We start from the raw sequence: 19484 nt of genomic DNA on the forward strand, positions 1-19484 counted from the left end.
AATCCACCCCGAAGGGCTTCATCGTTCGACTTGCATGTGTTAAGCACGCCGCCAGCGTTCGTCCTGAGCCAGGATCAAACTCTCCGTGAATGTTTTCCCGTAATCGGGACGACATCCGCGTTGAGCGGAACCAGGAAGAGGAATAATCTTCCGGTTCACAGCGTCCTCGCTGATGTTTTCTTCAAAGGAACCTCGTCCCGACCATGACGGCCGAAGACGGGGTATCAACATATCTGGCGTTGACTTTTGGCACGCTGTTGAGTTCTCAAGGAACGGACGCTTCCTTTGTACTCACCCTCTCGGGCTTTCCTCCGGGCGCTTCCCTTCGGTATTTCGTGCTTCCAACCTTACCAGATCCGTTTTCCGTTCCGTTTCCGGTTCGGATTTCATTTCCGGTGGCCGTTGGAGGGCCTTTGCCTTTCGGCGTGTTCACTACGTTAGCGGATTCCCTCGGCAACTCATAATCGAGTTCCGCGAGTTCGAATTCAGGCATGCGAGCACGCCAAATTCGCCCCCGCTGAGGGGAAGTCGTAGGTAGTGGTTGGCCGCTTCCGGCTGCTGGCAGATTGCCGTACCCGGGTCAAGCGGCTCGGGCCACATTACGGTCCGCCATGGGCCGCGTCAAGTTCGGCGGCGTCGGGGCGTATGGGCCCGATAAGGGCTCACCGTCGGGTCGTTGGGGGTCCAGAAGCGCCAGGGGTGGACGGCTCCGTCGCCCCCGACTCCCGTGCGGGGGCCGTTGCTGACCTGGTCGGGGTGGACGGGGGTCCCCGTAAGGAGGGTGAGCGGGGCGTCCCGGTTCGCGCAGAGGTCGGTGCCGTTCAGGCTTCGGTCCACGTCAAGGGCTGTGGCCAGGCGCGCCGGGCCTTTGGCCAGTTCCCTGTCGTTGCGGGCCGAGAGTCGACGCTTGCGGGCGATCTCGGCGCCTGTCGTGATCTCCCCGGCCCTGAGCAGGACTCCGCTCGCCTTGCCCTCCGGGCCGCACACCACGTTGAGGCAGTGCCACATGCCGTAGGTGAAGTAGACGTACGCGTGTCCGGGCGGACCGAACATCACGCTGTTGCGGGCGGTGGGGCCGCGATAGGCATGTGACCCGGGATCGGCCTCGCCCGCGTACGCCTCCACCTCTGTCAGGCGCAGCTCGATCGGACCGTCCGGCGAGGTGCGGACGAGGATGCGGCCCAGTAGATCCGGGGCCACGTCGAGGACAGGGCGCTCGAAGAAGTCACGTGTGAGGGGCGTACGGTCAAGGGCCTCGATCATGGCGTCCGAGCCTAATGGAGACGGTCTGTACGGGTAGGTGGTCACCGGCCGTACTAATGGCCAGGGTGAGGACGCGGAACCGGACGTGGGTTCACCGCGTTTGTATGGATCAAGGATTCAAGTCGAGTCGAGTCGAACCACAGGCGGGGCCTGGGGAGGAGAGTCATGGGGTTCAAGAAGCTGCTTGCGAGCCTGGGTGCCGGCGGTGCCTCGGTGGAGACGGTGCTGACCGAGGTCAATGTCGTACCCGGTGGTGTCGTCCAGGGTGAGGTGCGCATCCAGGGCGGGTCCGTGGACCAGGAGATCGAGGGTCTGTCCGTCGGTCTGCAGGCGCGGGTCGAGGTCGAGGGCAACGACCAGGAGACGAAGCAGGACATCGAGTTCACGAAGCTGCGCCTCGGTGGGGCCTTCACGCTCCAGGCGGGCCAGGTGCACGCGGTGCCGTTCGGCCTCGAGATCCCCTGGGAGACGCCGATCACCTCCATCGACGGGCAGCAGCTGCGCGGGATGAACATCGGTGTGACCACCGAGCTCGAGATCGCGCGGGCCGTGGACTCCGGTGACCTGGACCCGGTCAACGTGCACCCGCTGCCGGCGCAGCAGGCCATCCTGGACGCCTTCATCCAGCTGGGCTTCCGCTTCAAGAGCGCCGACATGGAGCGCGGGCACATCCGCGGCACGCGGCAGAAGCTGCCGTTCTACCAGGAGATCGAGTTCTTCCCGCCGCAGCAGTACCGCGGCCTGAACCAGGTCGAGTTGAGCTTCGTGGCCGACGACCGCGAGATGGACGTCATCCTGGAGATGGACAAGAAGCCCGGTCTCTTCAGCGAGGGCAGCGACTCGTTCCGGTCGTTCAAGGTCGGCCTGAACGACTTCCAGGGCACGGACTGGGCGGCGTACCTCAACGAGTGGCTGTCCCAGGTCGGCAGCAAGCGCAACTGGTTCTAGGCTCGGGAGAGCAGAGCTGCAGAGCTACCGCCGATCAGGAACCAACCAGGAGGTGCCGACGTGACCGAGCTCAAGAGGCCGCCGCTTCCCCATGACTTCCATCCGCCCGTGGCGTCGTTCACGGTCGTGAGCGAGGACTTCGAGCCGGGGGCGGTCCTTAAGGACGCTCAGGTCCATGCGGCCGGGAACACCTCGCCGCACCTGCGGTGGGAGGGCTTCCCGCCGGAGACCAAGAGCTTCGCCGTGACGTGCTTCGACCCGGACGCTCCCACCGGTAGCGGGTTCTGGCACTGGTCCGTCATCGACATCCCGGTGTCGGTGACCGAACTGCCCACCGGTGCGGGCAGCGGCAAGTTCGAGGGACTGCCCGAGGGCGCGGTGCAGGTGCGGAACGACTACGGGACGAAGGAATTCGGGGGCGCGGCGCCGCCGCCCGGTGACCCGGCGCACCGTTATGTGTTCACCGTGTACGCGGTGGACCAGGAGAAGCTCGGGCCGGACTCCGACGCTTCGCCTGCCGTCATCGGATTCAACCTCCGGTTCCACACGCTCGGGCGCGCGCAGGTGCTCGCCGAGTACGCGGCTCCCGCCGGTAGCTGAGCGTTCACTGAACGTTTGCCCGCCCCTGGTCATGGAAGTGATCAGGGGCGGGCATTTTTTATTGCGTTGTCCATCTCGGCGTGCCCGGCCAGAGTTGATCCCAGCCCGCCAGGGGGTGGGTCGGTGTGCATACGGGAGGTGGGCGAAATGCGGGACACGCTGGTGCTGAACGCGAGCTTCGAGCCGCTGTCGACGGTGACGCTGAACCGTGCCGTCGTGCTGGTCCTCAGCGACAAGGCTGTCGTGGAGCAGGCCCACCCCGGACTCCGTGTGCGCGCGGCAGCGGTCGAGATACCGGTGCCGCGGGTGATCAGGCTCTCCAGGTATGTACGGGTGCCGTTCCGAAGACAGGCTCCGTGGTCGCGGCGCGGTGTTCTCGTGAGGGACCAGCACCGGTGCGCGTACTGCGGGAGGCGGGCGACGACCGTGGACCACGTGGTGCCGCGGGCGCAGGGCGGCAGGGACTCCTGGATGAACACGGTCGCTTCGTGCGCGACGGACAATCACCGCAAGGCGGACCGTACGCCGGAGGAGGCCGGAATGCCCTTGCTGCGGCAGCCCTTCGAGCCGACTCCTGCGGATGCGATGTTGCTGGCGCTCGGGCGGGACGGCTTGGCGACGCTGCCGAAGTGGCTGGCGACGTCTGCCGCTTAGCCGCGTGCGGGTGATTCCCGGCTGAGCGCGCAGTTACCCGCGCCCCTTGGGGCGCGGGTTTCTTGCGTCAGTCGATCGGCGGCTGTTCGCGGCGTTCCTTGGGGGCGCCGCCGGAACCGCCGCCCGTGGGGTTGAAGTTGCCGAACGCGCCGCCGAGGCCCTTGAGTGCGTCGCCGATCTCGCTGGGCACGATCCAGAGCTTGTTCGCGTCGCCCTCGGCGATCTTCGGGAGCATCTGGAGGTACTGGTACGCGAGGAGCTTCTGGTCCGCGTCACCGGCGTGGATGGACTCGAAGACCGTGCGGATCGCCTGGGCCTCGCCCTCGGCGCGCAGGGCCGCGGCCTTGGCCTCACCTTCGGCGCGCAGGATCGCGGACTGCTTCTCACCTTCGGCGCGCAGGATCTCCGACTGCCGGACACCTTCGGCCTGGAGGATCGCCGCGCGCTTGTCGCGGTCGGCGCGCATCTGCTTCTCCATCGAGTCCTGGATGGAGGTCGGCGGCTCGATCGCCTTGAGCTCGACGCGGTTGACGCGGATGCCCCACTTGCCGGTTGCCTCGTCGAGGACGCCGCGCAGCGCGGCGTTGATCTCCTCGCGGGACGTCAGGGTCCGCTCCAGGTCCATGCCACCGATGATGTTGCGGAGCGTGGTGACGGTGAGCTGTTCGATCGCCTGGATGTAGCTGGCGACTTCGTACGTCGCGGCGCGGGCGTCGGTCACCTGGTAGTAGATGACGGTGTCGATGTTCACCACGAGGTTGTCCTGGGTGATCACCGGCTGGGGCGGGAACGGGACGACCTGTTCACGGAGGTCGATGCGGTTGCGGATCGAGTCGATGAACGGGACGACGATGTTCAGGCCCGCGTTCAGCGTGCGTGTGTAGCGGCCGAAGCGCTCGACGATCGCCGCGCTGGCCTGCGGAATCACCTGGATCGTCTTGATCAGGGCGATGAAGACCAGCACCACCAGAATGATCAGGACGATGATGATTGGTTGCATCGTTGTTCCCCGTACCCCTCTTGCTCGGTGTTCCCGGAAGATCCGCAGAGCCGGAACGCGGGTCGGCGAAGATCTTGCTGGTCGAGTCTGTCAGACAGTCGCACAAGCCGTGGTGGATTCACATGACGACGGCCGTCGCTCCGTCGATCTCGACGACATCCACCTCGCGTCCCGCCTCGTAACTCTGCGAGGTGTCCAGCGAGCGGGCCGACCAGATCTCGCCGGCGAGCTTGATCCGGCCCCCTGAGGCGTCGACCCGTTCCAGGACGACTGCCGTCCTGCCCCGCAACGCGTCCACTCCCGTGGCCAGTTCGGGCCGTTGGGAGCGGTGGCGCGCCGCCACGGGGCGTACGACCGCGATGAGCGCGACCGACACCGCGGCGAAGACGATGACTTGGAGTACGGTGCCGCCGCCGAGGCCCGCGGTCACGGCGCCCGCGACGGCGCCCACGGAGAGCATGCCGAACTCCGGCATCGCGGTCAGTACGAGCGGGATTCCGAGCGCGGCGGCGCCGATCAGCCACCACACCCATGCGTCGATGTCCACATGGTCATGGTAGGACCGCGGGACCTTCTCGCACAGGGCACGTGATCTATCGGCCGGAGCGGGCCCTGCCGTTCGCGCCGGTGTCAGCCGAGCGGGAGACCCTGCGCGCTCCAGCGCTCGCCCCGCTCCTCGACCACCAGGGGCAGTCCGAAGCACAGGGAGAGGTTGCGGGAGGTCAGTTCGAGCTCCAGCGGGCCCGCGGCCATGATCTTGCCCTGGCGGATCATGAGGACGTGGGTGAAGCCGGGGGCGATCTCCTCGACGTGGTGCGTGACCATGATCATCGAGGGGGCGATCGGGTCGCGGGCGAGGCGGCCGAGGCGGCGTACGAGGTCTTCGCGGCCGCCGAGGTCGAGGCCCGCGGCGGGCTCGTCGAGGAGGAGCAGCTCGGGGTCCGTCATCAAGGCGCGCGCGATCAGGGTGCGCTTGCGCTCGCCCTCGGAGAGGGTGCCGAACTTGCGGTCCAGGTAGTCGGTCATGCCGAGGCGGTCGAGGAAGGCGCGGGCGCGCTGCTCGTCGACGTCCTCGTAGTTCTCGTGCCAGCCGGCGGTCATGCCGTACGCGGCCGTGAGCACCGTCTGGAGCACGGTCTGGCCCTTGGGCAGCTTCTCGGCCATCGCGATGCCGGCGACGCCGATGCGCGGGCGGAGCTCGAAGACGTCCGTGCCGGGCTTGCCGAGGGTCTCGCCGAGGATGGTGGCGGTGCCGGTGCTCGGGTAGAGGTAGCTGGACGCGACGTTCAGGAGGGTGGTCTTGCCCGCGCCGTTCGGCCCGAGGATGACCCATCGCTCACCCTCCTTGACCGACCAGGAGACCTGGTCCACCAGAGCCCGGCCCTCGCGGACCACGGATACGTCCTCCAGCTCCAGTACATCGCTCATGAGCGCGTTGTCTCCCATTGCAGTCTCGGCTGTCGCTTGCGTCTGTGGACGCAGTCCCCTGGGAGAAAACCTACGCCACCGGCCGAGCGCTCCAGCCCTTAGCCCGGTCCTTAGGCTGTACGCATGCTCTCGGAACCACGCTCAGGACGCTTGGCAGCATGGGGAAATGCCCTTCTTGCCGGACTTGTCTCGCCGGACGACGCGGTGCTCGCGATGGTCGGCGACGACGCCGTGCACCGGGTCGAAGGTCTTCCCGGCGAGTCGGGGCCTGTCGGTCTCACACTCGCCCTCGGACGATTGCGCACGCTGGGGGTGACCGGGCTCCGGCTCGCGCTGCCCGCGCCCGGCCATCCGCTCGGCCTCAGCGGGCCGCCCGCCTTCAACGCGCGGGCGCTGGAGGCGGAGGAGGCCGTCGTCGCCTACGGGGCGCCGTACGGCCTCGTGCCCGAGGTGTCCGAGGCGGGGCCCGCCGGTGATGTCCACGTGGAGGTCCTCTGGCACTGCCTGCCGGTACGGGAGGCGCCGCCGGCCGATGTGCCCTCGCTGGGCGAGGCGGAGCGTGAGCTCACCGAGGCGCTGCGGGAGGCGACGGAGGTGCTCTCGAAGCTCGACGTCGCGGGCTCGGGTCCGGTCGCGGAGGCGGCGGTGGACGCGTACCGGGCACGGGCCGAGCGGGGGCGTGAGGCTCTCGCACCGGGATACCCGCCGCGTGCGGTACGGGTGTTGGAGCTGGCCCAGCGGGTCGGCCTGCTGATCTCGGTGGCGTTCGAGAACGGCCATGGCGGGGCCGTGAGCGCCTCGGAGATGGCGGCGAGGGGTGCGGCGTTGCGTCCGGTCGAACGGACGGCTCGGCGGGCTCAGGTGGCCGCCTATAACGCTTACGTGGAGGAGCGGGAGCGGGGCTAGCCCCGCTGCCCCGGGAGCGGCCAGAGCTCCGGTGCCGTGTGTTCTGGAAAGACTGTCGGGTGCGGGAGCGTCGTGGCTTGTCGCGCAGTTCCCCGCGCCCCTTGCGGGACGCAGTCGCACGGTTCTCCGCGCCCCTTCGGGGCACAGCAGACCGGCCCCCCGGGGAAGCACCCGGGAGGCCGGTAGTCACTGCTGCGCCTGGGGCGTGCCTCAGGTGTTGAGGCCGTTGTTCGCGAAGGCCGGGTTGAGGGCACCGATGACCGACACGGTGTTGCCCACAGCGTTCACGGGAATGTGCACCGGCGCCTGGACGAGGTTGCCCGAGCCGACGCCGGGCGACTTCACGGCCTTGCCGTCCGCGTGCGCGCCGCCCGTGGCGGAGGCGAGACCGGCACCGGCGACGACGAGGCCACCCGCCACCATCGTGACAGCAGCGGCCTTCTTCAGGTTCTTCACTTCTGGACCCTCCTTGCGATCGCTGCGGCCAGCCGCCGCAGCACGCACTGGAGAACGGCCGGGCGGCTCACAGGTTGCGCCAAACGAGGGACATCCACACGACGGTATGAATCTCAGCCCGGAACGCGACGTTCCGTTCTGCCGGTTGACGGAGTGCGCCGGAGCGTGGATCAGCCGGTCACACCATGTCGTACGGCCCACAGGGCGGCCTGGGTGCGGTCGGCGAGGTCCAGCTTCATCAGGATGTTCGAGACGTGGGTCTTGACGGTCTTCTCGGAGAGCACGAGCGCACGCGCGATCTCGCGGTTCGAGCGGCCGTCGGCGATGAGCCCCAGGACCTCGCGCTCCCGCTCGGTGAGCGAACCGCCCCTCCCCTGCCCGGTGTTGGCCTCCTCCTGGGACAGCAGCGCCCCCGCCACCTCGGGCTGGAGCAGCACATGGCCCGCGTGCACGGAGCGGATGGCGCCCGCCAGGGCCTCCGGGTCGACGTCCTTGTAGACATACCCGGCGGCGCCCGCGCGCAGGGCCGGGACCACCGTGCGCTGCTCGGTGAAGCTGGTGACGATGAGCACGCGCGCGGGGTTGGCCAGTTCGCGGAGCTTGCGCAGCGCCTCGACGCCGTCCATGCCCGGCATCTTGACGTCCATGAGGACGACGTCCGGTTTCAGCTTCTCGGCCTGCTCGACCCCTTCGGCGCCGTCCGACGCCTCGCCCACGACCTCGATGTCGTCCTGCACCTCGAGGAACGTACGCAGACCGCGGCGGACCACCTGGTGGTCGTCGACCAGCAGCACCCGGATCCCTGTCTTCGGATTGAGCACAGCGTCAGCCACCGGGAACCTCCATCTCGATCGTCGTGCCCTTTCCGGGCTCCGATTCCACGGTCAGCCGTCCGCCGACCCCGCCGGCCCGGTCCCGCATGGAGACCAGGCCCAAGTGCCGCCCCGCGCGGCGGATCGCGCGCGGGTCGAAGCCGCTGCCGTCGTCGGTGACGCGCAGCACGGCTCCCGCTCCGCGACGCACCAGGGTCACGCAGACGCGTTCCGCGCCGGAGTGGCGCAAGGCATTGTGCAGGGCCTCCTGGGCGACCCGCAGCATCGCCTCCTCCTGGGATGCCGGCAGGGCGCGGATTCCGCCGCTCTCGAAGGTGACTTCGGCGGAGTGCGCGCGGTCCAGGACCTGCGTGTGCGTGCGCAAGGTGGCGACCAGGCCGTCCTCGTCCAGGGCCGCGGGGCGCAACTCCACGACGGCGGCGCGCAGTTCGTCGGCGGCCTCGGCCGCGAGCACGGCCACCTGCTGCAGTTCGCCCTTGGCGCGCGAGGGGTCGCGGTCCACCAGGGCCGCCGCGGCCTGGGCCGTCAGGCGCAGCGAGAACAGCTTCTGGCTGACGGCGTCGTGCAGTTCATGCGCGAGGCGTGAGCGCTCCTCGGCGATGGTCAGCTCGCGGCTGCGTTCGTAGAGCCGGGCGTTCGTGAGGGCTATCGCGGCGTGCTGGGCGAGGAGCGAGAGAAGCTCCTCGTCCTCGGCGGTGAAACCGCAACCGCCGTCCGGCTTGGGGCACTTCTTGTTGGCGAGGAAGAGCGCGCCGAGTGTCTCGTCCCCGTACCGGATCGGCAGGCCCAGGAAGTCGGACATGTCCGGGTGGGCGGACGGCCAGCCCTCGAAACGCGGGTCCGTGCGCACGTCGGCGAGACGCTCGGGCTCGGCCTTGTGCAGCATCGCGGCGAGGATGCCGTGCTGACGGGGCAGCGGGCCGATGGCTCGCCACTGCTCGTCGCTGACGCCGTCGACGACGAACTGGGCGAACCCTCCGTGGTCGTCCGGGACACCGAGCGCCGCATACTCCGCGTCGAGCAGCTCGCGGGCCGAGGCGACGATCGTCTTGAGGACGTCGCGCACCTCCAGCTGCCTGCTCATGGCGAGAAGCGCGGAGCTCACCGCGTTCAGGCCGGACCGGTGACCTTGACTCATGGCCTCACCGTACCGGCGGGGTGTGACAGTGCGTATCGGACCTGTGGCGGCCGGAGCCTAGGCCCGTGGGCGTAGGCCGAAGGGCCCTGAGGCGTTGCGGCCCGCGCACGAGGCGCCGGGGACGGGTCCGTTCCTACCGTGGGGTCATCCGCTGGAGAAGCGGCTGCCAGGGCGACCCGAGGGGACGGATGTCATGCCGGTAGCGATCATCACGGGGGCTTCGAAGGGACTGGGGCGTGCGCTGGCGGCGGCGCTCGCCGAGCGCGGCTGGGATCTCGTGCTCGACGCGAGAACGGCCGACGCGCTCGATGGGTCCGCACGGGACCTGGCGGGGCACGGCACGCGCGTGGAGGCCGTCGCCGGGGATGTCACGGATGCCGGGCACCGGGCGGATCTGGTGACCGCGGCGCACAAGCTGGGCGGTCTCGATCTGCTGGTGAACAACGCGAGCGCGCTGGGTGCGGAGCCTCTCGTGCGCCTTGAGGAGCTCACGCTCGACGGGCTGCGGGAGGCGCTGGAGACCAATGTGGTGGCGGCTCTGGGGCTTGTCCAGGAGGCGCTGCCTCTGTTGCGGGCCTCGGGGGCGGGGGCGGTGGTCGACGTCAGCTCCGACGCGGCCGTCGAGGCGTACGAGACGTGGGGCGGGTACGGAGCGTCCAAGGCCGCTCTCGATCATCTGTCGGCGGTCCTTGCCGTGGAGGAGCCGGGGCTCAGGGTGTGGGCGGTCGATCCCGGTGACATGCGGACCGATCTCTACGAGGCGGCCGTTCCGGACGACGAAGACGCGTCGGGCCGCCCGTTGCCCGAGACGGTGGTGCCCTCCTTCCTGCGGCTGCTGGACGAGCGCCCGGCGAGCGGGCGCTACGCCGCTCCTTCTCTTCTGGACGCGCGATGACACTGGCCGTGCGGGTGCCCGATGAGCTGTCGGCCCGTGTCCCCGCCGAGCAGCGGGGTCCGGGGCTCGGCAGGGACGCGGTGCGGCTGCTGGTGTCGCACGGGACGGAGGTGTCCCATCACGCGTTCGCCGACCTGCCCGCGCTGCTGCGGGCCGGGGACCTGCTGATCGTGAACACCTCACAGACGCTGCCCGCCGCGGTCGACGGAACCGTCAAGGCCGTCGGAACCGCATGGCACGCGCGCGTGGTGGTGCATTTCTCGACCCGGGGCGACGACGGACGGTGGGCCGTCGAGTTGCGGGATCCTGATGGCCGGGGCACCACGCGGGCGCGCGCGGGCGGGCCCGCGAATTCAGTCGTGCGGCTCCCCGGGGACGTACGCCTCGTCCTCGACGAGCCGCTGGCCCCGGGGAGCGGGCGGCTGTGGTGGGCCCGGGTGTCGGCCGATGTGCCCTCGCTGCTGCGGCGGCACGGGCGTCCCATCCGTTACTCCTATACGGACAGGGACCAGCCGCTCTCCGCCCACCAGACCGTGTTCGCGCTGCCGACGGCCGACGGGACGGGCAGCGCGGAGATGCCGAGCGCGGCGCGGCCCTTCACCGCGGGCCTCGTGGCACGCCTGGTGAGCCGGGGTGTGCAGTTCGCGCCGGTCGTCCTGCACACGGGGGTGGCGTCGCCCGAGGCGCCCGAGCCGCCGTACCCCGAGCTCTTCGAGGTGCCGGAGACGTCGGCGCGGCTGGTCAATGCCGCGAGGGCGGGCGGCGGGCGGGTCATCGCGGTGGGCACGACGGCCGTGCGCGCCGTCGAGTCCGCCACGGGGTCCGACGGGGTGGTCCGGGTGTCAGCGGGCCGTACGGAGCTCGTGGTGACGCCTGAGCGGGGCGTGCGCGTGGTGGACGGACTGCTCACGGGGCTGCACGAGCCGCAGGCCTCGCATCTGCTGATGCTGGAGGCGGTCGCGGGCCGGGCCGCCGTGGACCGGGGTTACGCGGAGGCGGTACGCCGTCTCTACCTCTGGCACGAGTTCGGCGACGTACATCTCCTCCTTCCGGAGGAGTTTGCTCACACAGAGAGTTGCGAGGGCAACTGTTGGTGAGGTTGTTACGCGTCCTATGTGAGCCCGCGCATAGGACGCACGTCACGTACGAAGTCCCCTAGTGGATGAGATATCCCTTTATCTGTACGGGGCGCAATGCCGTCAAAGCGTACGCCGGACCCCCTGATCCACTATCCGGCTTCGTACGTCACTGCTTTGCCACAGAATTTTGCGCCCGCTAAGAATTGCTCCCGTCGCTCGGCGCCGCGGTCTCGCACCGCGGCGTTTGTGCCGGAGAAGCAAATGTCCCCCGCCGGCCAGAGCGACCTCCGCGATTCGAAGAGGTCCATCAGCCATGTCCCAGCACAGCACCCCTGGTCATAGTCGCCCCGCGCTGACCAAGACCCAGAAGTTCTCGATCGCCGGTGTCGCCACGCTCGGCGCCGCCGCCCTCGCGTTCTCCCTCGTGCCGGGCAGCGCCGATGCGGGAACGCAGACGCAGAGCCTCGAAGCGGCCCCGGTGGCCTTCAAGCAGAACGTCGACGCCCAGCAGGCCGTCCACGCCGGTGTCATCAAGCAGCAGAACACCGCCGACAAGCAGGCCAAGGACGCCGCCGCCGCGAAGGCGAAGGCCGAGGCCGACGCCGCCGCGAAGAAGCGGGCCGACGAGGAGGCCGCGGCCAAGAAGAAGGCCGAGGACGAGCGCAAGGCCAAGGAAGCCGCGAGCCGTGCCGCCGCGCGCAAGCCGGTCTACGCCAACAACCTCGACGGCTGGATCCGCCAGTCCCTGGACATCATGAAGGCCAAGGGCATCCCCGGCTCCTACGAGGGCCTGCACCGCAACATCATCCGTGAGTCCGCGGGCAACCCGAACGCCAAGAACGGCTGGGACATCAACGCCATCAACGGCACCCCGTCGGTCGGCCTGCTCCAGGTCATCCAGCCCACGTTCAACGCGTACCACGTCGAGGGCACGTCCACGAACATCTACGACCCGGTCGCCAACATCACGGCCGCGGCCAACTACGCGGCCGACCGGTACGGCTCGATGGACAACGTGAACGGCGCCTACTGAGCCTGATCTCCTGATCAACGGACCTCTTCGCCGAGGCTCGTCAGACGCCGAAGGGCGGCACCCCACCGGGGGTGCCGCCCTTCTCGTCTGCCCGTGTCCGCGGGCGGACGTGACTACTTGCGCATGACCTCAGGCTCGTGGCGGCGCAGCAGTCGCGCGACCGCGAAGCCGCAGATGACGCCGATCGCGAGCAGGATCGTGATGTTCATGCCCCACTGTCCCGCCGAGTGCTCCCACAGCGGGTCGAGGTCGCCCGGCTTCTTCGGGTCCCACGGCGGCATGAGGTGTGCCAGGTCCAGCGTGGCGCCGGCGCCGGCGATGGCCCAGCGCGAGGGCATCAGCCAGGCGAACTGCTCCAGGCCCGGCGAGCCGTAGACCTGGAAGAGCACGCCGGTGAAGACGACCTGGACGATGGCGAACATCACCAGGAGCGGCATGGTCTTCTCGGAGGTCTTCACCAGCGAGGAGATGACAAGGCCGAACATCATCGAGGTGAAGCCCAGCGCGATGATGACCAGGCAGATCTCGACGGCCGGGGGCATGATCAGGCCCTCTTCGGGCATGTCGCGGGTCGCGAAGCCGATGCCGCAGATGATGACGCCCTGGAAGGCCGTGATCACGCCGAGGACGATGACCTTGGACATCAGGTACGCCGAGCGGGAAAGGCCGGTGGCCCGCTCCCGTTCGTAGATGACCCGTTCCTTGATCAGCTCACGTACGGAGTTGGCCGCGCCCGAGAAGCACATGCCGACCGCGAGGATCAGCATGATCGTGCCCGCGTCGCCGTTGAACTTCGCCGGCGGCTTGGGCGGGCCGAGCCCGAAGTCGGCCGGGATGACGACGCTGACGATGCCGAGGACCGCGGGCAGGATCACCATCAGGCCCAGGAAGCCCTTGTCGGAGGCGATCACCGAGGTGTAGCGGCGGATCAGGGTCCACAGCTGGGAGCCCCAGCCCTGCGGCTTGGGCGGCCTGATCGCCTGCGGCGGCGGCATGTGGACCGACTGCGCGGCCACGGCGTCGATGTCGGCGGCGTACATCTGGTAGTGCTGCGAGCCCTTCCAGCGGCCCGCCCAGTCGTAGTCGCGGTAGTTCTCGAACGCCGAGAAGACGTCCGCCCACGTCTGGTAGCCGAAGAAGTTGAGCGCTTCCTCTGGCGGACCGAAGTACGCGACCGAGCCGCCCGGCGCCATCACCAGGAGCTTGTCGCAGATCGCAAGCTCGGCGACCGAGTGCGTGACGACCAGGACCGTACGGCCGTCGTCGGCGAGGCCGCGCAGGAGCTGCATGACGTCGCGGTCCATGCCCGGGTCGAGGCCGGAGGTCGGCTCGTCCAGGAAGATCAGCGACGGCTTGGTGAGCAGCTCAAGGGCCACCGACACACGCTTGCGCTGGCCACCGGAGAGGGAGGTGACCTTCTTCTCCTTGTGGATGTCCAGCTTGAGCTCGCGCAGGACCTCGTCGATGCGCTGCTCGCGCTCCTGCTCGCTGGTGTCCGAGGGGAAGCGCAGCTTGGCGGCGTACTTGAGGGCCTTCTTGACGGTCAGTTCCTTGTGCAGGATGTCGTCCTGCGGGACCAGACCGATGCGCTGGCGCAGCTCGGCGAACTGCTTGTAGAGGTTCCGGTTGTCGTAGAGGACGTCGCCCTTGTTGGCGGGCCGGTAGCCGGTGAGCGCCTTGAGGAGGGTGGACTTTCCGGAGCCCGAGGGGCCGATGACCGCGATGAGCGACTTCTCCGGGACGCCGAAGGAGACGTCCTTGAGGATGTCCTTGCCGCCGTCGACCGTCACCGTCAGGTGGCGGGCGGAGAAGGAGACCTCACCGGTGTCGACGAACTCCTCGAGCCGGTCGCCGACGAGCCGGAACGTCGAGTGACCGACGCTGACGATGTCGTTCGGGCCGATGAGGGCCGTGCCCGACTTCGCGATCGGCTGACCGTTGATGTACGTGCCGTTGTGCGAGCCGAGGTCGTGGATCTCGAAGCGGCCGTCCGGAGTGGCCGTGAACTCGGCGTGGTGCCGCGAGACCTGGAGGTCGGAGACGACCAGTTCGTTCTCCAGGGCACGGCCGATGCGCATCTTGCGGCCGAGCGAGAGCTGGTGGAACGTCGTCGGGCTGCGGTCTCCGTAGACCGGCGGGGCCCCCGCGACACCGCCGGAACCCGCACCGGGGCCCTGCTGCTGCGGGACCTGCGGCTGCTGAGGCTGCTGGTGATGAGCCTGCTGCTGGGGCTGCTGCTGCCAGCCCTGCTGCTGGGGCATCTGCTGCGGCGCGTGGTGCTGCGGCGCCTGCTGCTGGGGTGCCTGGGCGGCCCAGCCGGGTCCGCCCTGCTGCTGCGCGTGGTGCTGCGGTGCCTGGTGTTGCGGCGCCTGATGGGCCGGTGCCTGCTGAGCGGCCTGCTGCGGCGCGGACACGGCGGCGGCACCCGACGCGCTGCCGGACACATTCAGCCGCGGGCCGTCGGTCGCGTTGCCGAGGTTCACGGCCGAGCCGGGGCCGATTTCCATCTGGTGGATCCGCTGGCCCTGCACAAAGGTGCCGTTGGTGCTGCCGTGGTCCTCGATGACCCAACTGCGGCCGCTCCAGCTGATCGTGGCGTGACGCCAGGACACCCTGGCGTCGTCAAGCGCGAGATCTCCCTGCGGATCACGTCCGAGGGTGTATGACCTGGACGGATCGAGCGTCCAGGTCCTTCCATTCAATTCCAGTACGAGTTCCGGCACTCCAGCCCCACTGAGTTGTCCCCCGAGCTAGCCCCCATATGGGGAGTCTAGGGATGTCGAACATCGGGAGGAACTATTTCAGGCGGAGGCCTCTGACCGAAAGTCGGGCCTTGTGAAGACTGCGTACGGGCCTGAGCGACCGCCCCGTTGACGGGGCAGAAACCGCCCCGGAGAGTAGTAACCGCCCACGAGTGCATACGGATCATGCGCATTGCGCACATTCCGCATTCAATAGGGCGACGCGGCGGAAGTCGGGGGGTCCTCATGGAGACCGGCGGGAAACAAGCCGAAGGCCGGGGCGTGCGGTGGGGCGATGTGCTGCTCTCCGCGATCGCCGCCGTGAGCTGGGCTCTTGTCGGCATGGCCGGCACGGCGGCGCTCGGTCTGCATCTGCTCGGCGCGGACACGGTGGGGTCACTGGGGCCGATGACGGCCGCTGTGGTCGCGCTCGGCGCGGGGGGCTCGGTCACCCCGTCCGGTGACGTCTCGGCGTTCGGGCTCGAAGGGGCCGATGCGACCACCGCCATCGACATCGCGCCGCTGGGCGTCGGACTCGCGGGGGCGGTACTGCTGGCGTATTTCTTCCTACGTTCCTTGCGCGCGGCGGGAGTTGTGATCACTCCCGCCGAACTGGCCGCGCGCGCGGGTGCGGTGATCGTCCTCTTTGTGGCGATGCTCGGCGGGCTGGCATGGGCAGGTCACGACATCATCACGATCGACGGCGACCAGCTGGGGATCGACAAGGGCATCGGCGAGGGACTCGACCAGCTCCCGGACGACATCACGGACAAACTCCCCGACGGGCTCGGTGACGTCGGCGGCCTGCTGCCCGACCGGCTCGGCGATCTGGCGCAGGCGAAGGCCGCGGTCGGCTTCACCGTGGACACGGGTCCGACGCTGCTCGGGGGCGCGGTGTGGGTCATCGGCGTCCTGTTGATCGCGCTGCTCGCCTCACGCCGTACGCCGCTGCCGCGGGGGTGGAACGCCGTGCACCGCGTGGTGCGGCCCGCCGCCTCCGGCCTGGTCGCGGTGGCGCTCGTGGCGGTGCTCGCCGGGCTCACGGCGGCGCTGTACGCGATGATCGGCGACGCCCATCCCAAGCGCATCGCGGGGGCCGCGCTGCTCGGGGCGCCGAACGGGGTGTGGCTCGGGGTGCCGATCGGGCTCTTCGTGCCGTGGGACGGCGAGGCGACGGGTGAGCTGGCGAAGCTGCTCCCGGATCCGCTGGACGACCTCCTGACGGGGTCGGGCGGCTCGGGGAACGAGGCGGTGACGCTGGGGCGGCTCGCGGAACTCGACAGCCGGGTCTGGCTCCTCGGCGTCGCGGCGGCGCTGATGATCCTGTTCGCCGGGGTGCTCACGGCTGTCCGCACCCCCTACTCACGTGGCCGGACGGGTGCCTTGAGGTTCGCGGGGCAGTGCGCGGTGCGGCTCGGCGCGGTGACCGCGCTCGCGCTGCCGTTGATGGTGTGGCTGACGGGGGTGTCCGCGGACGCCTCGCTGTCGGTGCTCGGCTTCGACGCGTTCGGGGCGGGGATCGATCTGCACGGTCGGCTGGGGATGGCGTTCCTGCTGGGTGCGGCGTGGGGCGCCGGTGCGGGAGCGGTGGGGGCGTTGCTCGCGGTGGCGAGCGGGGCCGCGGGGGGCAGGGTTGCGCCGCTTGCCCTTGCCGAGGGGGCGCCTGGGGTTGCGCCGCCTGCCGGGGTGGCGGCGGGTGGGGTGCGGGCTCCCGTTCCGGGGCCGTACAGCCCCGGCGATCCGTACCGGCCCGCGAACCCTGACACCAACCCTTACCTCCGGCCGCCGCGTGATGTCTCCGGGGCGCCGACGGTGGTGGGACCGGTCACGCCTCCCCCGCAACCGAAGCCGCGGCCTCGCCCCTCAGGGAACGGCGACTGGCCTCCCCCGCCGCCACCGCCACCGCCTCCTCCGGGGCGGGGCCCTGCGGGCGGCCGGGGCGGTAGGGGGTAGGTCGGCTTTTCCCTTCCGGGGGGGGCGGGGTGTGCCTGTGCCTGTGCCGCCGCGCCACCACGCCTCCGGGCGGCAGGGGCGGTAACGCCGGTCTCCTCCGGCTAGCGGGGTGTGCCTGTGCCGCCGCTTCGCGGCGGATCCTTTCCCGCCCACCCACCCGAGCACCCCGCGGTGGATGGGGGGTGGGCGGCGCTGGGTAAAGAGGGGCGGGCGGGTGGGAGAAGAACCACCGCAGGGCAAGCGGGCGGCCGGGTGGGAACCACAGCAGGGCCGACGGGCAGGTGGGCGGGTCGGCGGGAGAAAGACCACCGCAGGGCAAGCGGGCAGCCGGGTGGGAACCACAGCAGGGCCGACGGGCAGGTCGGCAGGTCGGCGGGAGAAAGACCACCGCAGGGCAAGCGGGCAGCCGGGTGGGAACCACAGCAGGGCCGACGGGCAGGTGGGCGGGTCGGCAGGTCGCAGGTCGGCGGGTCGCAGGTCGGCAGGTCGGCAGGTCGGCAGGAGAAAACCACCGGAGGACAGACGGGCGGGCGGGAGAAGGCCGTCGCCGGGCAAACCGGTGGGCCGGGAGGGGAAGGGAGGAATCCGCCGCGCAGCGGCGGTTGAAGGTGTCCCGCCTGGCGGCGGGTGACGACGCGTCCCAGCCCACGGCGTGTCCGGCACGCGGACCACCCCGGCAGCTGAGCCGCACCGCCGGATACGGTGGGATCACCATGAGCGCTTCGCAGCCCCCGCAGCCCGCCGACGTCCCCACGCTCCTCGTCAAGATCTTCGGCAAGGACCGCCCCGGAATCACCGCAGGCCTCTTCGACACCCTCGCCGCCTACTCCGTCGACGTGGTCGACATCGAGCAGGTCGTCACCCGTGGCCGCATAGTGCTGTGCGCGCTCGTGACCGCGCCGCCGGTCGGCCTGGAGGGAGACCTGCGGTCCACCGTGCACAGCTGGGCCGATTCCCTGAGGATGCAGGCCGAGATCATCTCGGGCATCGGTGACAACCGTCCCCGTGGCCTCGGCCGTTCCCACGTCACCGTGCTCGGCCACCCCCTGACCGCCGAGTCGACCGCCGCGATCGCCGCCCGCATCACCGATACCGGCGGCAACATCGACCGCATCTTCCGCCTCGCCAAGTACCCGGTCACCGCAGTCGAGTTCGCCGTCTCCGGCACGGAGACCGAGCCGCTGCGCACCGCCCTCGCCCTGGAGGCCGCGAGGCTCGGCGTGGACGTCGCCGTCGTCGCCGCGGGCCTGCACCGCCGCGCCCAGCGGCTCATCGTGATGGACGTCGACTCGACCCTGATCCAGGACGAGGTGATCGAACTCTTCGCGGCGCACGCAGGCTGCGAGGACAAGGTCGCCGAGGTGACCGCCGCCGCGATGGCCGGAGAGCTGGACTTCGAGCAGTCGCTGCACGCCCGCGTGGAGCTGCTCGCCGGGCTCGACGCCTCGGTCGTCGACAAGGTCCGTTCCGAGGTCCGCCTCACCCCCGGCGCCCGCACCCTCATCCGCACGCTCAAGCGCCTCGGCTACCAAGTGGGCGTCGTGTCGGGCGGGTTCACCCAGGTCACCGATGATCTGAAGGAACGCCTCGGCCTCGACTTCGCCCAGGCCAACACCCTGGAGATCGTCGACGGCAAGCTCACCGGCAAGGTGACCGGCGAGATCGTGGACCGCGCGGGCAAGGCCCGGCTGCTGCGCCGCTTCGCCGATGAGGCCGGGGTCCCGCTGGAGCAGACCGTCGCGATCGGCGACGGCGCCAACGACCTCGACATGCTGAACGCGGCCGGTCTCGGTGTCGCCTTCAACGCCAAGCCCGTCGTCCGCGAGGCCGCGCACACGGCGGTGAACGTCCCCTTCCTCGACACCGTCCTCTACCTCCTCGGCGTCACCCGCGAAGAGGTCGAAGCGGCGGACACGCACACCGACTGACGTCGGGCCGCTCCTGCGTCACGTCGTACGCCGATGGGCCCCGAACCGCAGCGGTTCGGGGCCCATCGGCGTACCTGCGTCGGGACTACTCGGACGGCGCCCAGTAGTCGGCCAGCGTGCCGACTCCCGGCTCCAGGGCCTTCCACGATCCGGAGTACGTCAGGACGGCGAAGGCCGAGGTCGGGAAGCCGCGGCGGTTCATCCGAGTACGGGCGTCGCCCTCGGCGTCGCCCGCGAGGACGTCGGCCAGCCCCTGCACTCCGGGGTTGTGGCCGATCAGCACGACGTTCTGCACGTCGTCCGGGGTTTCGTTGAGCACGGCGATCAGCTCGCCGGGCGAAGCCTCGTACAGCCGATCCTCGTAGACGGTCTTGGGCCTGTGCGGCAGCTCATGGACGGCGAGCTTCCATGTCTCGCGGGTCCTGGCGGCGGTCGAGCAGAGGGCCAGGTCGAAGGGGATGCCGCTGTCGGCCAGCTTGCGCCCGGCGACGGGGGCATCCTTGCGGCCGCGCTCCGCGAGCGGGCGCTCGTGGTCGGACACCTGCGGCCAGTCGGCCTTCGCATGCCGGAAAAGGACAATCCTGCGGGGTTCTGCGACGCTCATGCATCCCAGCTTCGCATGAAAGGCG

At 69.8% G+C, this 19484-nt stretch carries 18 protein-coding genes and 1 rRNA gene; 9 read left to right on the top strand and 10 right to left on the bottom strand.

Features of this window, described 5'->3' with window-relative positions:
- Together AC07AG_RS33510 and AC07AG_RS33515 are read right to left on the bottom strand one after the other, a co-directional pair.
- A 16S ribosomal RNA gene (locus AC07AG_RS33510) occupies positions 1-90 on the bottom strand; the annotation flags it as partial.
- 531 nt (positions 91-621) lie between these two features.
- A complete protein-coding gene (locus tag AC07AG_RS33515; RefSeq protein WP_478759977.1) occupies positions 622-1263 on the bottom strand; it encodes a DNA-3-methyladenine glycosylase in 642 nt (213 codons plus the stop codon).
- Positions 1264-1428: 165 nt separating this feature from the next.
- On the opposite strand from AC07AG_RS33515, the gene AC07AG_RS33520 reads away from it, so the two are divergent.
- The 3 genes from AC07AG_RS33520 to AC07AG_RS33530 all read left to right on the top strand — a co-directional run bounded on the left by AC07AG_RS33520 (position 1429) and on the right by AC07AG_RS33530 (position 3465).
- Entirely contained in the window at positions 1429-2211 is a 783-nt protein-coding gene (locus AC07AG_RS33520; RefSeq protein WP_249590771.1) for a sporulation protein, read from the top strand.
- Positions 2212-2271: 60 nt separating this feature from the next.
- Positions 2272-2811 carry a YbhB/YbcL family Raf kinase inhibitor-like protein gene (locus tag AC07AG_RS33525; RefSeq protein WP_249590770.1) on the top strand — a complete coding sequence of 180 codons (540 nt, stop codon included), beginning with the start codon at positions 2272-2274 and terminating at the stop codon, positions 2809-2811.
- A 147-nt stretch (positions 2812-2958) separates the two neighbouring features.
- Positions 2959-3465, top strand: a complete 507-nt coding sequence (locus tag AC07AG_RS33530; RefSeq protein WP_478759979.1) for an HNH endonuclease — start codon at positions 2959-2961, stop codon at positions 3463-3465.
- Between the two features lie 67 nt (positions 3466-3532).
- Here the strand turns inward: AC07AG_RS33530 and AC07AG_RS33535 are convergent, their stop codons facing one another.
- The 3 genes from AC07AG_RS33535 to AC07AG_RS33545 all read right to left on the bottom strand — a co-directional run bounded on the left by AC07AG_RS33535 (position 3533) and on the right by AC07AG_RS33545 (position 5893).
- Positions 3533-4465 carry an SPFH domain-containing protein gene (locus AC07AG_RS33535; RefSeq protein WP_344518813.1) on the bottom strand — a complete coding sequence of 311 codons (933 nt, stop codon included), beginning with the start codon at positions 4463-4465 and terminating at the stop codon, positions 3533-3535.
- A gap of 118 nt (positions 4466-4583) precedes the next feature.
- Positions 4584-5012 (bottom strand): NfeD family protein, encoded by a 429-nt coding sequence (locus AC07AG_RS33540; protein ID WP_249590767.1) that lies wholly within the window; start codon positions 5010-5012, stop codon positions 4584-4586.
- A gap of 83 nt (positions 5013-5095) precedes the next feature.
- Positions 5096-5893 carry an ABC transporter ATP-binding protein gene (locus tag AC07AG_RS33545; protein WP_478759981.1) on the bottom strand — a complete coding sequence of 266 codons (798 nt, stop codon included), beginning with the start codon at positions 5891-5893 and terminating at the stop codon, positions 5096-5098.
- A 123-nt stretch (positions 5894-6016) separates the two neighbouring features.
- Here AC07AG_RS33545 and AC07AG_RS33550 point away from each other — a divergent pair, with 123 nt between their 5' ends.
- A complete protein-coding gene (locus AC07AG_RS33550; protein ID WP_478759983.1) occupies positions 6017-6799 on the top strand; it encodes a hypothetical protein in 783 nt (260 codons plus the stop codon).
- 210 nt (positions 6800-7009) lie between these two features.
- On the opposite strand, the gene AC07AG_RS33555 is transcribed toward AC07AG_RS33550, so the two are convergent.
- The 3 genes from AC07AG_RS33555 to AC07AG_RS33565 form a co-directional block, all read right to left on the bottom strand.
- Entirely contained in the window at positions 7010-7255 is a 246-nt protein-coding gene (locus AC07AG_RS33555; protein ID WP_249590764.1) for a chaplin, read from the bottom strand.
- 170 nt (positions 7256-7425) lie between these two features.
- Complete coding sequence (locus AC07AG_RS33560; protein ID WP_478759985.1) at positions 7426-8088, bottom strand: response regulator; 663 nt, start codon at positions 8086-8088, stop codon at positions 7426-7428.
- Positions 8081-9226 (bottom strand): GAF domain-containing sensor histidine kinase, encoded by a 1146-nt coding sequence (locus AC07AG_RS33565; RefSeq protein WP_478759987.1) that lies wholly within the window; start codon positions 9224-9226, stop codon positions 8081-8083. The genes AC07AG_RS33560 and AC07AG_RS33565 overlap by 8 nt, the downstream gene beginning before the upstream one ends.
- 193 nt (positions 9227-9419) lie before the next feature.
- Between AC07AG_RS33565 and AC07AG_RS33570 the strand changes: the two genes are divergently transcribed.
- The 3 genes from AC07AG_RS33570 to AC07AG_RS33580 all read left to right on the top strand — a co-directional run bounded on the left by AC07AG_RS33570 (position 9420) and on the right by AC07AG_RS33580 (position 12233).
- A complete protein-coding gene (locus AC07AG_RS33570) occupies positions 9420-10121 on the top strand; it encodes an SDR family NAD(P)-dependent oxidoreductase (RefSeq protein WP_478759989.1) in 702 nt (233 codons plus the stop codon).
- Positions 10118-11218: an S-adenosylmethionine:tRNA ribosyltransferase-isomerase gene (locus tag AC07AG_RS33575; RefSeq protein WP_478759991.1), complete on the top strand. Its 1101-nt coding sequence runs from the start codon at positions 10118-10120 to the stop codon at positions 11216-11218. The genes AC07AG_RS33570 and AC07AG_RS33575 overlap by 4 nt, the downstream gene beginning before the upstream one ends.
- Before the next feature lie 295 nt (positions 11219-11513).
- The gene (locus AC07AG_RS33580) at positions 11514-12233 is read left to right on the top strand and encodes a transglycosylase SLT domain-containing protein (protein WP_478759993.1); all 720 of its coding nucleotides are present in this window, start codon (positions 11514-11516) and stop codon (positions 12231-12233) included.
- 113 nt (positions 12234-12346) lie between these two features.
- Here AC07AG_RS33580 and AC07AG_RS33585 read toward each other — a convergent pair whose 3' ends face one another.
- A complete protein-coding gene (locus AC07AG_RS33585) occupies positions 12347-14956 on the bottom strand; it encodes an ABC transporter ATP-binding protein/permease (RefSeq protein ID WP_478759995.1) in 2610 nt (869 codons plus the stop codon).
- A 264-nt stretch (positions 14957-15220) separates the two neighbouring features.
- On the opposite strand from AC07AG_RS33585, the gene AC07AG_RS33590 reads away from it, so the two are divergent.
- The gene (locus AC07AG_RS33590) at positions 15221-16927 is read left to right on the top strand and encodes a streptophobe family protein (RefSeq protein WP_478759997.1); all 1707 of its coding nucleotides are present in this window, start codon (positions 15221-15223) and stop codon (positions 16925-16927) included.
- Positions 16928-17640: 713 nt separating this feature from the next.
- Positions 17641-18855, top strand: coding sequence for a phosphoserine phosphatase SerB (gene serB, locus AC07AG_RS33595; RefSeq protein ID WP_478759999.1), 1215 nt, complete (start codon positions 17641-17643; stop codon positions 18853-18855).
- An 85-nt stretch (positions 18856-18940) separates the two neighbouring features.
- On the opposite strand, the gene AC07AG_RS33600 is transcribed toward serB, so the two are convergent.
- Positions 18941-19459 carry a SixA phosphatase family protein gene (locus AC07AG_RS33600; RefSeq protein WP_478760000.1) on the bottom strand — a complete coding sequence of 173 codons (519 nt, stop codon included), beginning with the start codon at positions 19457-19459 and terminating at the stop codon, positions 18941-18943.
- Positions 19460-19484: the final 25 nt, after the last annotated feature.

The sequence above is a fragment of the Streptomyces sp. NPDC044044 genome (assembly GCF_056434405.1).

What these genes read in the sequence shown, in the direction of transcription:
- AC07AG_RS33535 (WP_344518813.1), bottom strand. Translation starts at nt 4,465, where the DNA reads ATGCAACCAATCATCATCGTCCTGATCATTCTGGTGGTGCTGGTCTTC.
- AC07AG_RS33515 (WP_478759977.1), bottom strand. Translation starts at nt 1,263, where the DNA reads ATGATCGAGGCCCTTGACCGTACGCCCCTCACACGTGACTTCTTCGAG.
- AC07AG_RS33550 (WP_478759983.1), top strand. Translation starts at nt 6,017, where the DNA reads ATGCTCTCGGAACCACGCTCAGGACGCTTGGCAGCATGGGGAAATGCC.
- AC07AG_RS33590 (WP_478759997.1), top strand. Translation starts at nt 15,221, where the DNA reads ATGGAGACCGGCGGGAAACAAGCCGAAGGCCGGGGCGTGCGGTGGGGC.
- AC07AG_RS33520 (WP_249590771.1), top strand. Translation starts at nt 1,429, where the DNA reads ATGGGGTTCAAGAAGCTGCTTGCGAGCCTGGGTGCCGGCGGTGCCTCG.
- serB (WP_478759999.1), top strand. Translation starts at nt 17,641, where the DNA reads ATGAGCGCTTCGCAGCCCCCGCAGCCCGCCGACGTCCCCACGCTCCTC.
- AC07AG_RS33545 (WP_478759981.1), bottom strand. Translation starts at nt 5,893, where the DNA reads ATGAGCGATGTACTGGAGCTGGAGGACGTATCCGTGGTCCGCGAGGGC.
- AC07AG_RS33600 (WP_478760000.1), bottom strand. Translation starts at nt 19,459, where the DNA reads ATGAGCGTCGCAGAACCCCGCAGGATTGTCCTTTTCCGGCATGCGAAG.
- AC07AG_RS33530 (WP_478759979.1), top strand. Translation starts at nt 2,959, where the DNA reads ATGCGGGACACGCTGGTGCTGAACGCGAGCTTCGAGCCGCTGTCGACG.
- AC07AG_RS33580 (WP_478759993.1), top strand. Translation starts at nt 11,514, where the DNA reads ATGTCCCAGCACAGCACCCCTGGTCATAGTCGCCCCGCGCTGACCAAG.
- AC07AG_RS33570 (WP_478759989.1), top strand. Translation starts at nt 9,420, where the DNA reads ATGCCGGTAGCGATCATCACGGGGGCTTCGAAGGGACTGGGGCGTGCG.
- AC07AG_RS33565 (WP_478759987.1), bottom strand. Translation starts at nt 9,226, where the DNA reads ATGAGTCAAGGTCACCGGTCCGGCCTGAACGCGGTGAGCTCCGCGCTT.
- AC07AG_RS33575 (WP_478759991.1), top strand. Translation starts at nt 10,118, where the DNA reads ATGACACTGGCCGTGCGGGTGCCCGATGAGCTGTCGGCCCGTGTCCCC.